Raw genomic sequence first — 13004 nt, 5'->3', positions numbered from 1 at the left:
TGGGTCTGCTCGACGGTGCTCACCACACCGGTGAGGTCCTCCCAGGCGGTGGCGAAGGCCTCGGCGGTCTCGCGCCCGGCGTTCACTCCGGTGATCTTCAGCTCGCCGTCCCGGGCGAGGGTGCGGGCGAGGGCCCGGACCGCCTCGCCGGAGAGGGCGGAGAGCAGCGGCGGGTAGGGCGGGGTGCACAGGAACGCGCCCTCCGCCGGGCCCTTCTCCTCCCCGGTCCACCAGCCGAAGACCGGCGGCTCGTCGCCGTATCTGCCGCTGCCCGCCACCGTCAGGGAGGAGACCACCGTGAGCAAAGTGGTGTTCCGGGCCGGGTGGGCGCGCAGAGAGCCACCCGCCGCGGCCCGGAACTCCTCGAGGTCGTACGTCACCGTCCACGCCATGTGCTCCAGGCTGGCGCGTGGCGGCGGAGCGGCGCACCTCAATTTCCTCGCTTCCGACCGGGCGGCCGCTCGGCGCCGGTCAGCGGCGGCCGGTCAGCAGCTCAGGTTGGAGCCGGGGGTGGTGCCGAGTATCTGGACGAACCGCTGGTAGGCGTCTATTCGGCTCTGCACCTGGCCGGGGTTGCCGCCGTTGCACTCCAGGCTGCCGTTGATCGCGCGGATGGTCTCGCCGAAGCCCCGCTGGTTGACCATGGCGTCGTGCGGGGTCATCGAGCCCGCCCCCCGCTGGGTGTTCCAGAACCACAGGGCGGTCTTCCAGGCCACCGCGGCGTCCCGCTCCACCAGCCAGGGGTTGCCGAGCAGATCGATGCCGAGCGCGTCGCCCGCGGCCTTGTAGTTGAAGTTCCAGCTGAGCTGGATCGGTCCGCGGCCGTAGTACGCCGCCTGGCCCGCGGGGCAGCCGTAGGGCTGGCTCCAGTCGCAGTAGTGCGGGTAGTTGGAGGTGTTCTGCTCCACGATGTGGACCAGGCCGCCGGTCTCGTGGTTGACGTTCGCCAGGAAGGCGGCCGCCTCCTGCTTCTTGACGGTGTCGCTGCCGGTGTTGGCGAAGCCGGGGTAGGCGCTCAGGGCGGCGGTCAGGCCCTGGTAGGTGTAGAACGAGTTCCGGTTCGGGAACATCTGGTTGAACTGCGCCTCGCTCACCACGAAGCCGCTCGGGTTCTGGCCCTCGCCGCCGCAGTTGTAGGGCTCCCAGTACCAGGTGCTGATCACCGGGTCATAGCCCGGGTTGTCGTGCTCCGCGCGGTAGTACTTGCCGTCGGTGTACCGGACGATGTCGCCGGTGACGTACGGCTTGCCCGCCGTCCAGTTCGGGTAGTCGCAGGCCGCCTGGGCGGTCGTCCCCGCCGCCGAGGCTGAGGCCATGGGCATGACAAGCACACTCGCACACACCGCCGCGGTCGCCGCGAGCGGCGCCAGAACACGTCGTCTCCACATGGGGCCGATCTCCTTCGTGTGGGGGGCCCTGGAACTCTGAGGGACACTCAAGCGGTTTGGTCTATACCAGTCAAGGTATAGACCAAACCTTTGTGCCGGGATGAGTAATTAGGCCGCCCCTGGAGCAATTCCGGGCGCACGAAGGCGATCTGATCTGCGATCAGCTATCGCGCCTCGGGGCGGTAGGTGTCGGCGTCCACCCCGAAGGTCCAGGCGACGCCCTCGCGGGCGGTCCGGACCCGGGGCGGCGCAGCGACACCAAAGACGCGACCGGACTTGAGAGCGTGAAGTGGCAGGCGGCCGAGGGTCATACCCGCACCGACGCCGAGGCGGCCGAGTGGACCGCACTGGACCCGCTCTTCGGCTACAGCCGCTATCCGCGCCGAAGCGCCGGTCTGCCATGCCGGACCGGCGCCTCGGTGATCTCGGTGGACGGCGACGCACGGTGCGCCGCTGTCATTTCGTCCCTGCCGGACTGGGCGATCTCTACGACGGGTCGTACCGCGCGGCGCTACGGCCCCGCCGGTGTCCGCCGGCCGTCTGCGACTGCCACATCGGCCATGTGCACCTGGAGTCGCTTCCGCTGTACGACGTCTTCACGGGCGGTGTGCTGGAACGCATCCCGGCGCCGCCCCCGCCGGTCGATTCGTGGTCGGTCGGTCACACTGTTTCCCCCTCGATCCCCCTGGTCACGATGAGCGTCACAGGTCCGGACGTCACGGAGGACGTCACAGAAACAAAAAATCCGCGTCCCCGGCCTTCGCCCCCTGGATGAAGCGTTTCATCTCCAGATGGGTGTAGATCAGGGCTGGTCCGTCCGGGTCGGTCGACTGGCGCAGCGCCACCCGTCCGTCCGTCAGTCTCATCGCCTCGACGCAGCTTCCCCCATTGCCACCGCTCCATGGCTTGTGCCAGCCCTCGCTGCCGAGGTCCCTTGCCGGCATGCCGCTGTAGACGCGGTTCCCGCATATGCGATCCATCGTTCAGATCTCCTTGCGAATGCGACTCAGAATCGCCTGAGTCGTCTGTGCAGGCGCGGCCTGCGCGCACATCCGGTCCAGGGCCTCCAGGAACGCCGATACGTCATCGCGCTGGTCGAAGTAGGAGCCGCTGACGAGCGTCTCCGTGTACGCGATATCGGGCAGCTCCGGGATCGGGAACCGGAAGATATGGAAGGGACCGTACATCGCCGGGTGCGGACCGGCGTCGAACGGCATGATCTGCAGGCGGATATGAGGCGCCTCGGCCTCCTCGATGAGCCGCGTGATCTGGGCGCGCATGGTCTCGGCGCCGCCGATGGGGCGGCGCACCACCGTCTCGTCCATGACCACCCACAGCATCGGCGGGTTGTCCCGGGCGAGCAGCGCCTGGCGCTCCAGGCGGAGGGCCACGTTGCGCTCGATCTCCGACTCGGGCGCATGCGGCATGCCCGCGCGGAGCACCGCGCGGGCGTAGTCCTCGGTCTGCAGCAGCCCGGGGATGTAGTGCGGCTCGTAGGCCCGGATCAGATTGGCCTCGACCTCCAGGCTGACGAAGGTGTTGAACCACTCCGGCAGGACGTCGCGGAACCGGTGCCACCAGCCGGCCTTGTTGGCCTCGCGCGCGAGGGAGAGGAACCCCTCGACCTCCTCGGGGTCGGCGACGCCGTACGTCCGCAGCAGCTTCTCGACGTACGGGAGCTTCAGGCCGACCTCGGCCTTCTCCATCCGCCGGATCGTGGCATGGGTGACGTCCAGGGCGCGCCCGGCCTGTTCGAATGACAGCCCGGCCTTCTCCCGAAGGTCCTGGAGCCGTTTGCCGAGCACGACTCGCAGGACGGTCGGGGCTCCGCCCGCCCGCGCATCCGCCACTACCGTTCCCCTCCAAGTACCTTCACGACACAGCAGTCTGGCATGGGCTCAGCATTCCGAACAGCCTGCGCTTGCGATTCTGTAATTTACAGATTGAACCTTGCCATACGCGAGTGTGACAGAGCATAGTGTCGGCGTGGCTCCTTCCTATGAAGCTCTCCGGTTAGGGCGCGGCGGCACCGTGGTCGCTCCGCCCCGCCACGACGTGTTTCGTCTGCCGGCGCTGAGCACGTCCGTCGCCGAGGCGAGAAGGCATGTCGTCCGGCGGCTGGGCTCATGGGGCATCGACCAGGACACCCGGGACAGCGCGGAGTTGATCGTCTCCGAGCTCTTCACCAACGCGGTGCGCCACACCTCCAGCGAGGACGTTCGCTGCTCACTCCAGCTCATAGGCACCCGGCTGCGGCTGGAGGTGGCCGACCAGGGCTGTGCGCGCACGGTGCCGGAGGCCCGGTCGGTGAGCGCGGACCAGGAGGGCGGCCGCGGGCTGATGCTGGTGGAGGCCATGTCGGAGGCCTGGGGGGTCAGGCCGAACCAGGGGGGCGCGGGCCGCGCCGTCTGGGCCTACCTGGCGATCTAGCGGCCCTGCGGCGACGACACGACGGACGAGCGGTGCCGAGGGAATAGGGGCAGCGACAGCGCACCGGGCGGTCAGCCTCGGGGCGCCAACGGGGGTCTGCCCCTATTCCTCCGGGACCGCTTCCCCGTCACGGATCGTTCAGGGCCTGCGTCATATCCCCGGCCGGATCAGCGTGCGGCGTCTGGGGCGTGCGATCGCAAGGCGCCGGAGCGCCCTCGTGGCGGAGCCACTTGGGCGTTTCGGCAACGCGGCGAGAGGGGGCACCTCCCAGCGGTAGCTGGGGGAGCGTGCCAGGCGCCGCACGCCCGGCCGGGGGTATGACACAGGCCCTCAGGGCCGCAGCGGCAGCAGATCGGGCCGCTTGGGCTCCACATGGTCACCCGACGACTCTCCGCGCAGCCGCCGGCCGATCCAGGGCACCAGATATTCGCGCGCCCAGTGGATGTTGTCCCGGCGCACCTCGGCGGCGGTGCGCTGCCCCTCCGGGGGCCAGGGCTGATCGGGGTCGGCGGGCACGTCGAGGCCGAGCACCTGACCGGCCCTCAGCGCGATCCGGGTGTGCCCGTCCGGCGACAGATGCAGCCGGTCGGCGTCCCAGGCCCGGCGGTCCTGCACCGAGCGCAGCGACCACAGGTCGAGCACCGGACAGCCGTGGCGGTCCGCGATCGCCCGCACATGCGCCGTATACGTGGCGATCTTGCCCCGCAGATGGCGCAGCACCGGCACCCCTCTGGTGTCGAAGCCGGTGCACAGCAGCACCGTGCCCACCCGCGCCCGGAGGTCGGCGACGGCCGCCTCATAGCGCTCGGCCACATCGTCGGGGTCACTGCCGGGGCGCAGGATGTCATTGCCACCCGCGCAGAAGGTGACCAGATCGGGGCCGAGTTCAATGGCGCGGGCCACCTGCTCGGCCACGATCTGGTCAAGGAGTCGACCGCGTACGGCCAGATTGGCGTAGCGGAAATCGTCGTGGGGTCGTTGGTCGGACAGCAGGACGGCGAGCCGGTCGGCCCAGCCGACGAACACCCCGTCAGGACCGGGGTCGCCGACGCCCTCGGTGAAGCTGTCGCCGACGGCCGCGTACGACCCGATGGAACCGTTGCTGAATCTCTCCTTATCGTCTGCCACGTCGGGACATGATTCACCCGATGGCGTGACTTACGCCACCGTAACCAGGGCTTGACGTGGGGTGATCTATCCCACCCGGTCAGTTTCGGCGAAGGTGGAATACGGCGGCGTCCAGGTCGCCGCTCAGCCCGGTGCGCAAGCCCCGGTGGGCGAGCACCGCTCCCCGGTGCACCTCCCCGGTCTCCAGGTCCCGGTAGGTGGCCGCCGGGTCGAGCCCGCGCAGCCGCAGCGGAAGCTGTGCCCGGCCGTAGTGCTGCGCCTGGAGCCAGGCCAGCACCACGGTCTCCTCGCCCCGGACGTACTGCACCGCGCTGAGCCCGTCGCCCTCCGGCGGCCGCAGCCGGTACAGCTCACCGTGCTGGACGACCGGGCGCACCCGCTTGTAGAGCGCCACCCAGTCGCGGGCCTCGGCGAGTTCGGCCTCGCTCCAGCGGGTCAGATCGCCGCCCACGCCCAGCACCCCGGCCATCGCGCTGACGAAGCGGAAGCGCAGCGAGCTGACGCGCGCGTTGCCCATGGCGTTGGGGCTGTCGGTGACCCAGGCGGCCATCACCCGGGCCGGGTGGAGCTGGCCGAAGCCGTGCTGGATGGCGAGCCGGTCCAGCGGATCGGTGTTGTCCGAGGTCCACACCTGGTCGGTGAGGCCCAGGATGCCGAGGTCGATCCGGCCGCCGCCGCCCGAGCAGGACTCGAAGGCGACCCCGGGGTGGGCGGCGCGCAGCCGCTCCAGCAGTTCGTACAGCCCGCGTACATGGTCGATCCACAACCGCCGCGGATAGGGGTCGCCGGGCCAGCCGGCGTCCGCGAAGGAGCGGTTGAAGTCCCATTTCACATAGTCGATGGGCGCGCCGCTCAGCAGGGTGTCCAGCCGCTCCCACAGATAGGCGCGCACCTCGGGGCGGGCGAGGTTGAGCACGAGCTGATTGCGGAACTCGGTGCGGGCCCGGCCCGGGTGGTGCTGCACCCAGTCGGGGTGGGCGCGGTAGAGGTCGCTGTCGGGGTTCACCATCTCCGGCTCGACCCAGATGCCGAACCGCATCCCGAGCGCGTGCACCTCGTCGGCCAGCGGCTTCAGCCCGTGCGGAAAGCGGTCCGGGTTGGGCGTCCAGTCGCCGAGCCCGGCCCGGTCGCTGGTGCGCGCGCCGAACCAGCCGTCGTCCACGACGAACAGCTCGACGCCCATGTCGGCGGCCAGCCGCGCGAGCGAGCGCTGCTGCTCCTCGCTCACCTCGAACTCGGTGGCCTCCCACGAGTTGTAGAGCACCGGCCGGGACCGGTCGGCGCCGGGGACCACATGCGCGAGCTGCCAGGCGTGCCAGGCGCGGCTCGCGGCCCCGAAGCCGCCGTCGGTCCACAGGCCCGCGAAGACGGGCGTGGTGAAGGACTCGCCGGGCGCGAGGAGCAGCTGGCCCGCGTCGTCGTGGCCGACCCCGCCGACCGCCTGGACGGCGCCGTCGCTCAGCAGCTGGACGGCGATCCGCCAGGCCCCCGACCAGGCGAGCGCGCAGCTGTGCACCTCGCCGCTCTCCTCGGTGGCCGTCCCGCCGTCCAGAGCGATCCAGGGCAGATGGTGATGGCTCGTGTGGCCGCGGCGGCTGCCGATCACCTTCTCGCCGGGGGTGAGCTCGGTGCGGGCGAGCCGGCTCTCGGCGGCCCAGCGGCCGTGCAGATGGGACAGCCGCCAGCGGTCGCGCGCCGGGAGCGACCAGGCGGCGGAGTCGGCGCGCAGCAGCTCCACCGGCTCCCACCCGGCGGTGCCGGTGTGGATGAGAGTGGTCCAGCGCTCGATGACATCGCCGTCGTCCCGCATCCGGTAGTGGAGGGTGATGTCGAGGTGGTGCAGCGGATCGTGGAAGCCCAGCCGCAGCTCCTCGCCGGTGCCGGGGTCGAGGACGGTGTCGCCGTCGAAGCGCCACTCGGTGCCGCGTACGCCTTCGGCGTGTACGGACAGGGCGGGACGGACGAAGCGCGGGCCGCCTTCCACGGGGTACTCCTCGCGCCCGTCCAGCGGTGATTCGAACGGCCAGTCCGGCGGTCCGGGCTCGGCGGCGAGGGACTCGGCGTCCTCGACCGCGATCCTCGGCCCCCAGTGGAGATGGAGCAGCTCATCACGGTCGGTGAGGTGCAGGGCATAGCTACTGTGCCGCCCCGAGAGCACCCAGAGCCGACCGCTTCCACCGGTTTCGATCATCGCACTCCCCAGTTCTCCACAGGTGTCAACATGATCGGGGAGGGCGGGCGGTGCGGCAATGCCCGCACCCTCACGAGACCGATTGCCCGCTGCACGCATGTCGTATGGTCAGCTTCAGCCGCCTCGTCGACGAGCCGCGTCGGCGGCCGATGGTGAAGGAGAGCCCGTGACGCAGCAGTCGCAGTCGCCGCAGGTCCGCCAGGCCGAAAGCCGACTGGTGGGGGTACGCAATTTCCGTGATCTCGGTGGACTGCCGGCTGCCGACGGCCGCCGCGTACGGCCCGGAGTGCTGTTCCGCAGCGGCCATCTCGCCCATGCCACCGAGGCGGACACGGCCTACCTCGACTCGCTCGGCCTGCACACCGTCTTCGACTTCCGCAACGCCGCCGACATCAAGCTGGAGGGCCCGGACGTCACGCTCAGCGGGGTCCGCAACGTCAATCTGCCGCTGTCCGACCCTGCCGACGGCGCCGGGTTCTGGACGATGGTGCGCGAGGGCGATCTGCAGACCCTGCGCGAGCTGCTCTCCGAGGGCCGGGCCGAGAAGCGCATGATCGGCTCCTACCGCTCCATCATCACCACCCGGCTGGCCGAGCACGGCCGGATTCTCCGCGACATGGCCGAGGACAGCTCACCGGTGCTGATGCACTGTTCTGCGGGCAAGGACCGGGCCGGGCTGTCGATCGCGGTGACCCTGCTGGCCCTCGGCGTCGACCAGGAGGCCATCGAGGCCGACTACCTCGAGTCGGCGGCCACCCACCGGCGCTACAAGATCTGGCGCAAGGGCGCTCCGGGGGACGGCTCCGACCCCATGTCGCCTGAGGTCATGGCGCTGCTGCTGCCGCTGTTCGACGCGCGCGCCGAATATCTGGCGGCGGCCTTCACGACCATCGAGGAGACCTGGGGCGGCACCGAGCGCTATCTCGCCGAGGGGCTCGGCCTCGCCCCCGAGCAGCGCGACCGGCTCCGGGAACGGCTGCTCACGGGCTGAGGGCCCCGCTCGGGGCTGAAGGGCTCACGAGCTGGGGGCTTCGGGTGCCGAAAGGCCGCGGCCTCACCACATGGTGTCGGCCCCGGCCTCCGGCTCGGTGACCCAGCCCGCCGTCAGCACCAGACCGGTGGCGCGGTGCACGGCCAGGAAGCCGAACGGCCGCTCGTACCGCACGCTGATCAGCTTCGCCGTCCGCTGCGGCGGCGCCGAACCGGGTGCCATGGCGAACGCGGTCACCGCCGCCGCGAGGAAGCCCTCGGCGCTGAACGAGGCGGTCATGGACTGCTCCGCCGAGGACAGCGCCAGCGCGGCGGGGCTGATCCCCGGAAAGTGGCCGCGCGCGGTGTCCTGGGCGGTACGCAGCCCGAACAGCTCGGCCCGGCGCAGCAGATCGTGCCGCGCCGTCACGGTGAACTGCGGGGTGGTGAGCGCCGCCCGGGGTGTGGGGTCCCAGCTCGGGACCTCCATCACCCGGACCCCGGGCCCGGCCTCGCCCGGCGGCAGCGCCGAGCCGGGCCATCCGGCGTAACCCCCGGCCACCGCGCCGATCCCGACCTCCAGCACCTCGCCGCCCGGGGCGTCCTCGGCGCCGAGGACCAGATGCACATCGAGCCCGTTGCCGCCCGCGACCCCGGACAGGGTGAGCGGACCGGCCGGGGTGTCGGGGACGACCCGCAGCACCCCGTCGAGGTCGTCGGTGGACCGGGTGAGTCCGGCCAGCGACCGGTCCCGCCACGGTCCGCTCGTCGGCCTCAGCCGGCCTGGCTGGAACGGCTGGAGCCACGCCGTCTCCACCGTGAGCGCCCCGGCCAGCACCAGCCGGGTGTCGGGGGTGAGCGGCACCGGCATCTCGGCGATCGCGCCCCGGGTGCGCCGGGACGCCCAGCCGTCCAGCTCCTTGCGGTCGCGCTCGGCGTCCCCGGTCAGCGTGGAGCGTACGCCCGGGGGCAGCGCGGCCTCCCATTCGGGCCGGATCGGCAGGTCCTGACGGGTCCACAGCCCGGTGGCCGCGTGGACACCGTCCATGGCGTCCAGCGCCCCGAGCAGCTGCCCGCCGAGCGCCGTCGCCCCGTCCGCGCCGACGCCCAGCGCGCCGGCCAGCTCCTGTCGGGCGGGGCCGTCGGCACCGCCCCCGAGCAGGGCGAGCAGCGGCCAGACCCCGGTGGCGGCGAAGGCCGTGCCCTCGTCCGCCACGGCCGCCCGGGCCCACCTCGCCGTCATCGTGTTCACGGCCCGTACGGCGGTCGCGTCGATCATGCGGGGTCCCCCATCGGTCAGCGGTTGGCCACCGCCTGTTTGACGAGCGTCCGGCCGAAGTCCCAGATCAGGCCGCCGCCGTCGTGTGCGTCGTCCATGACCGCTGTGAACGCCTCGACGAAACGGTCCACTTCCCGCTCGCCGATGATCAGCGGCGGGATCAGCTTAATGACCTCCAGATGGTCGCCGGACACCTGGGTGAGGATGCGATGGCGCCGCAGTAGCGGGACGACGACCATCTGCGCGAACAGCCCCTTGCGCGCCGCCTGGAGCATCGCCCACCGGCTGCGCAGCCCCAGTGAGCTGGGTCTGCCGAACTCGATGCCGATCATCAGCCCCCGGCCGCGGACGTCGTGCAGCAGCTCGTAGCGGTCCACCAGCGCGGCGAGGCGGTCGCGCAGCAGCTCACCGGTGCGGCGGGCGTTGGCCACGACCTCCTCGTCCTCCATGACGGCGAGGACGGCGAGCCCGGCCGCCATGGCCTGGGCGTTGGAGCCGAAGCTGGCCGAGTGGACCAGCACCCGGTCCATCGACGAATAGACCTTTTTGAAGATCCAGTCCTTGCCGAGGGTCGCGCCGACCGGCACATAGCCCCCGGAGAGGGCCTTGGCCACGCACACCAGATCCGGTTCGACGCCGTCCTCGTGCTGGTAGGCGAAGAAGTCCCCGGTGCGGCCGAGGCCGGTCTGCACCTCGTCCGCGATGAGCAGGGCCTTGTGGCGGTGGAGCAGCTCCTGTGCGGCGCGCAGGAAGCCGGGCGGGGCCTCGTGCACCCCCTTGCCCTGGATGGGCTCCACCACGAACCCCGCCACGTCCCCGCGCGCCAGCTCCCGCTCCAGCGCGTCGAGGTCGCCCATCTCGATCGGGGTGTCGGGCAGCAGCGGGGCGAACCCCTTGCGGAAGCCGTCCTCGCCGTTGACCGACAGCGCGCCGGTGGTCAGCCCGTGGAAGGCGTGGGCGCAGTACAGGACGCGCGGCTTGCGGGTGGCGTAGCGGGCGAACTTCAGGGCCGTCTCGACGGCCTCGGTGCCGCTGTTGCCGAAGAAGACCCGGTCCAGATGGGGGGCGTGGGTCAGCAGCCGCTCGGCCAGCAGACCGGGCAGCGGCTGGCAGTCGAAGCGGGTCAGATCGGCCAGGTCGGCGTCCAGGACGTCGTGCAGCGCCTTGCGGACCACGGGGTGGTGGCGACCCAGGCCCATCACCCCGAAACCGGCGAGCATATCGAGGTAGTCCTGGCCCTCATCGTCCCAGAAGTACGCGCCCTCGGCCCGCTCGTAGACCTTGTCGAACCCGATGGTGTGCAGCATCCGCGGCAGCTGGTGGTTGAGGTGCCGGGTGTGCAGGTCGTACCGCTCCGAGGCGCGCTCGGCCAGCAGCTTCCCGAGGTCGAAGCCCGAACGCCGCTGCTGCTGCTCGGCTGCTGTCATGCCTGGCTCTCCTTGGCGGCGGTACGCGCCTCGGCGAGGGCGCCGGCCCGCTCCGGGTGGGCCGCCTCGATACGGGTCAGGGCCGCCCCGATCCGGCCCGCGATCTCGGCGGGGGTGAGCCCGATGTCGGCGAGCACCTCACCGCGCTTGGCATGCGCCAGGAACGCCTCGGGGATGCCGAACGTCCGCACCGGCAGGTCGACTTCGGCGTCCCGCAGCGCCTGGGCGACCGCCGCGCCCACCCCGCCGGTGCGCACATTGTCCTCCACGACCGCCACCAGCCGGTGGCGCGCCGCGAGCCCGGGCAGCTCGGGGTCCACGGGCTTGACCCAGCGCGGATCGACCACCGTGCAGCCGATGCCGCGCCCGGCCAGCAGCTCGGCGGCGCGCAGCGCGACGGGCGCCATGACCCCGGCCGCCACGAGGAGGACGTCCTCGCCCCGGCGCAGGACGTCCATCCCGCCCACCCGGTCGATCGCCGGAATCGGCTCCCCCACCGACTCCTTGGGGAAGCGGATGACGGTCGGCGCGTCGTCCACGTCGATCGCCTCGCGCAGCTGGGCACGGAGCTGGTCGGCGTCGCGCGGGGCGGCGATCCGCAGCCCCGGCACCACCTGGAGGACGGACATGTCCCACATGCCGTTGTGGCTCGGCCCGTCGGTGCCGGTGACACCGGCCCGGTCCAGGACGAAGGTCACCCCGCACTGGTGCAGGGCGACATCCATGAGCAGCTGGTCGAAGGCGCGGTTGAGGAAGGTGGCGTAGACGGCGAGGACCGGGTGGAGTCCGCCGGTGGCGAGCCCGGCCGCCGAGACCGCCGCGTGCTGCTCGGCGATGCCCACGTCCCACACCCGCTCGGGGTACGCCTCGGCGAAGCCGGCGAGCCCCACGGGGTGCAGCATCGCGGCGGTGAGGGCCACCACATCGGGCCGCTCGGCGCCGATCCGCACCATCTCCTCGCCGAACACCGAGGTCCATGAGCGGCCGCCGGAAGGGATCAGCGGCGCGCAGGTGAGCGGGTCCATCGCGGCCACGGTGTGGAAACGATCCGCCTCGTCCTCCAGCGCGGGCGGGTAGCCCCGCCCCTTCTCGGTGAGGCAGTGGACGAGGACCGGGCCGTGGAACCGCTTGGCGCGGCGCAGGGCCGACTCGACCGCCTCGGTGTCATGGCCGTCGATGGGGCCGACGTACTTCAGCCCCAGGTCCTCGAACATGCCCTGCGGCGCGAAGGCGTCCTTGAACCCCTTCTTGGCGCCGTGCAGCGACCCGTACAGCGGCTGGCCGACCACGGGGGTGCGCTGCAGCACGTCCTTGCCCCAGGCCAGAAAGCGCTCGTAGCCGTCGGTGGTGCGCAGGGTGGCGAGGTGGTTGGCGAGCCCGCCGATGGTCGGCGAGTAGGAGCGCTCGTTGTCGTTGACGACGATGACCAGCGGCCGGTCCCGGGCGGCGGCGATGTTGTTGAGCGCCTCCCAGGCCATCCCGCCGGTGAGCGCCCCGTCCCCGATGACGGCCACCACATGGTCGGTGCGGCCGTGCACCTCATTGGCCTTGGCGAGGCCGTCGGCCCAGCCCAGCACGGTGGAGGCATGGCTGTTCTCGATGATGTCGTGCTCGGACTCGGCCCGTGACGGATAGCCGGACAGCCCGCCCTTGTGGCGGAGCTTGGAGAAGTCCTGGCGGCCGGTGAGCAGTTTATGGACGTAGGACTGGTGGCCGGTGTCCCACAGGATGCGATCGGCGGGCGAGTCGAAGACGCGGTGCAGGGCTATGGACAGCTCGACCACGCCGAGGTTCGGTCCCAGATGGCCCCCGGTCCTGGCCACCGCGTCGATCAGGAACTCCCTGATCTCCTGGGCGAGCGCGGCCAGTTCCTCACCGGTCAGCGCCCTGAGGTCGTGCGGGCCCCGGATGTTCTCCAGCAACGGCACGGTCGGTTCCCCTCCTCGGTGTATCAGCCCACGGTGACGTCCGGGGTACCCGACGGGACCCCCTCGTCCGCCATGCGCCGCGCGATGTTCATGGCCTCGTCGATCAGGGTCTCCACGATCTTCGACTCCGGCACGGTCTTGATGACCTCGCCCTTCACGAAGATCTGCCCCTTGCCATTGCCTGACGCCACCCCCAGATCCGCTTCCCGCGCCTCACCCGGACCGTTCACCACACACCCCATGACCGCGACGCGCAGCGGAACC

At 71.3% G+C, this 13004-nt stretch carries 12 protein-coding genes and 2 pseudogenes; 3 read left to right on the top strand and 11 right to left on the bottom strand.

Translation table 11 applies throughout. The features are described from left to right. The 3 genes and pseudogenes from GWI24_RS29365 to GWI24_RS46635 form a co-directional block, all read right to left on the bottom strand. Positions 1 to 392 (bottom strand): annotated as a pseudogene (locus tag GWI24_RS29365) (GNAT family N-acetyltransferase); the annotation flags it as partial. Positions 393 to 485: 93 nt separating this feature from the next. Then, on the bottom strand, positions 486 to 1388 hold the full coding sequence (locus tag GWI24_RS29360) for a glycoside hydrolase family 19 protein (protein ID WP_210948909.1): 903 nt from the start codon (positions 1386 to 1388) through the stop codon (positions 486 to 488). A 164-nt stretch (positions 1389 to 1552) separates the two neighbouring features. Continuing rightward, complete coding sequence (locus GWI24_RS46635) at positions 1553 to 1699, bottom strand: DUF6745 domain-containing protein (protein WP_308344124.1); 147 nt, start codon at positions 1697 to 1699, stop codon at positions 1553 to 1555. On the opposite strand from GWI24_RS46635, the pseudogene GWI24_RS45625 reads away from it, so the two are divergent. Then, positions 1685 to 2163 (top strand): annotated as a pseudogene (locus GWI24_RS45625) (radical SAM protein); the annotation flags it as partial. The gene GWI24_RS46635 and the pseudogene GWI24_RS45625 overlap by 15 nt on opposite strands. Here GWI24_RS45625 and GWI24_RS29355 read toward each other — a convergent pair. Then, positions 2117 to 2368: a DUF397 domain-containing protein gene (locus GWI24_RS29355; protein WP_210948908.1), complete on the bottom strand. Its 252-nt coding sequence runs from the start codon at positions 2366 to 2368 to the stop codon at positions 2117 to 2119. The pseudogene GWI24_RS45625 and the gene GWI24_RS29355 overlap by 47 nt on opposite strands. A 3-nt stretch (positions 2369 to 2371) precedes the next feature. Next, entirely contained in the window at positions 2372 to 3238 is an 867-nt protein-coding gene (locus GWI24_RS29350) for a helix-turn-helix transcriptional regulator (RefSeq protein WP_210948907.1), read from the bottom strand. Between the two features lie 181 nt (positions 3239 to 3419). Between GWI24_RS29350 and GWI24_RS29345 the strand changes: the two genes are divergently transcribed. Beyond that, positions 3420 to 3818 (top strand): ATP-binding protein, encoded by a 399-nt coding sequence (locus GWI24_RS29345; RefSeq protein WP_020867226.1) that lies wholly within the window; start codon positions 3420 to 3422, stop codon positions 3816 to 3818. Positions 3819 to 4148: 330 nt separating this feature from the next. Here GWI24_RS29345 and GWI24_RS29340 read toward each other — a convergent pair whose 3' ends face one another. Further along, a complete protein-coding gene (locus GWI24_RS29340) occupies positions 4149 to 4946 on the bottom strand; it encodes an SGNH/GDSL hydrolase family protein (protein ID WP_210948906.1) in 798 nt (265 codons plus the stop codon). A 79-nt stretch (positions 4947 to 5025) separates the two neighbouring features. Further along, positions 5026 to 7137: an alpha-galactosidase gene (locus GWI24_RS29335; protein ID WP_210948905.1), complete on the bottom strand. Its 2112-nt coding sequence runs from the start codon at positions 7135 to 7137 to the stop codon at positions 5026 to 5028. A gap of 166 nt (positions 7138 to 7303) precedes the next feature. On the opposite strand from GWI24_RS29335, the gene GWI24_RS29330 reads away from it, so the two are divergent. After that, positions 7304 to 8128, top strand: coding sequence for a tyrosine-protein phosphatase (locus GWI24_RS29330; RefSeq protein WP_210948904.1), 825 nt, complete (start codon positions 7304 to 7306; stop codon positions 8126 to 8128). 63 nt (positions 8129 to 8191) lie between these two features. Here GWI24_RS29330 and GWI24_RS29325 read toward each other — a convergent pair whose 3' ends face one another. The 4 genes from GWI24_RS29325 to GWI24_RS29310 form a co-directional block, all read right to left on the bottom strand. Beyond that, on the bottom strand, positions 8192 to 9385 hold the full coding sequence (locus GWI24_RS29325; RefSeq protein WP_210948903.1) for a serpin family protein: 1194 nt from the start codon (positions 9383 to 9385) through the stop codon (positions 8192 to 8194). A gap of 17 nt (positions 9386 to 9402) precedes the next feature. Further along, complete coding sequence (locus GWI24_RS29320) at positions 9403 to 10812, bottom strand: aspartate aminotransferase family protein (protein ID WP_210948902.1); 1410 nt, start codon at positions 10810 to 10812, stop codon at positions 9403 to 9405. After that, a complete protein-coding gene (gene dxs / locus GWI24_RS29315; RefSeq protein WP_210948901.1) occupies positions 10809 to 12740 on the bottom strand; it encodes a 1-deoxy-D-xylulose-5-phosphate synthase in 1932 nt (643 codons plus the stop codon). The genes GWI24_RS29320 and dxs overlap by 4 nt, the downstream gene beginning before the upstream one ends. A gap of 23 nt (positions 12741 to 12763) precedes the next feature. Next, positions 12764 to 13004 (bottom strand): flavodoxin-dependent (E)-4-hydroxy-3-methylbut-2-enyl-diphosphate synthase (locus GWI24_RS29310; RefSeq protein ID WP_210948900.1); only part of this gene is annotated, 241 nt, incomplete at its 5' end.

Source organism: Streptomyces sp. MK37H (genome assembly GCF_018035285.1).
Lineage (GTDB): Bacteria > Actinomycetota > Actinomycetes > Streptomycetales > Streptomycetaceae > Streptomyces > Streptomyces endocoffeicus.
This window is presented reverse-complemented; position numbering and strand designations above follow the sequence as displayed.

Coding starts and splice junctions, on each gene's coding strand:
- GWI24_RS29335 (WP_210948905.1), bottom strand. CDS start 7,137: ATGATCGAAACCGGTGGAAGCGGTCGGCTCTGGGTGCTCTCGGGGCGG.
- GWI24_RS46635 (WP_308344124.1), bottom strand. CDS start 1,699: ATGACCCTCGGCCGCCTGCCACTTCACGCTCTCAAGTCCGGTCGCGTC.
- GWI24_RS29355 (WP_210948908.1), bottom strand. CDS start 2,368: ATGGATCGCATATGCGGGAACCGCGTCTACAGCGGCATGCCGGCAAGG.
- GWI24_RS29325 (WP_210948903.1), bottom strand. CDS start 9,385: ATGATCGACGCGACCGCCGTACGGGCCGTGAACACGATGACGGCGAGG.
- GWI24_RS29320 (WP_210948902.1), bottom strand. CDS start 10,812: ATGACAGCAGCCGAGCAGCAGCAGCGGCGTTCGGGCTTCGACCTCGGG.
- GWI24_RS29360 (WP_210948909.1), bottom strand. CDS start 1,388: ATGTGGAGACGACGTGTTCTGGCGCCGCTCGCGGCGACCGCGGCGGTG.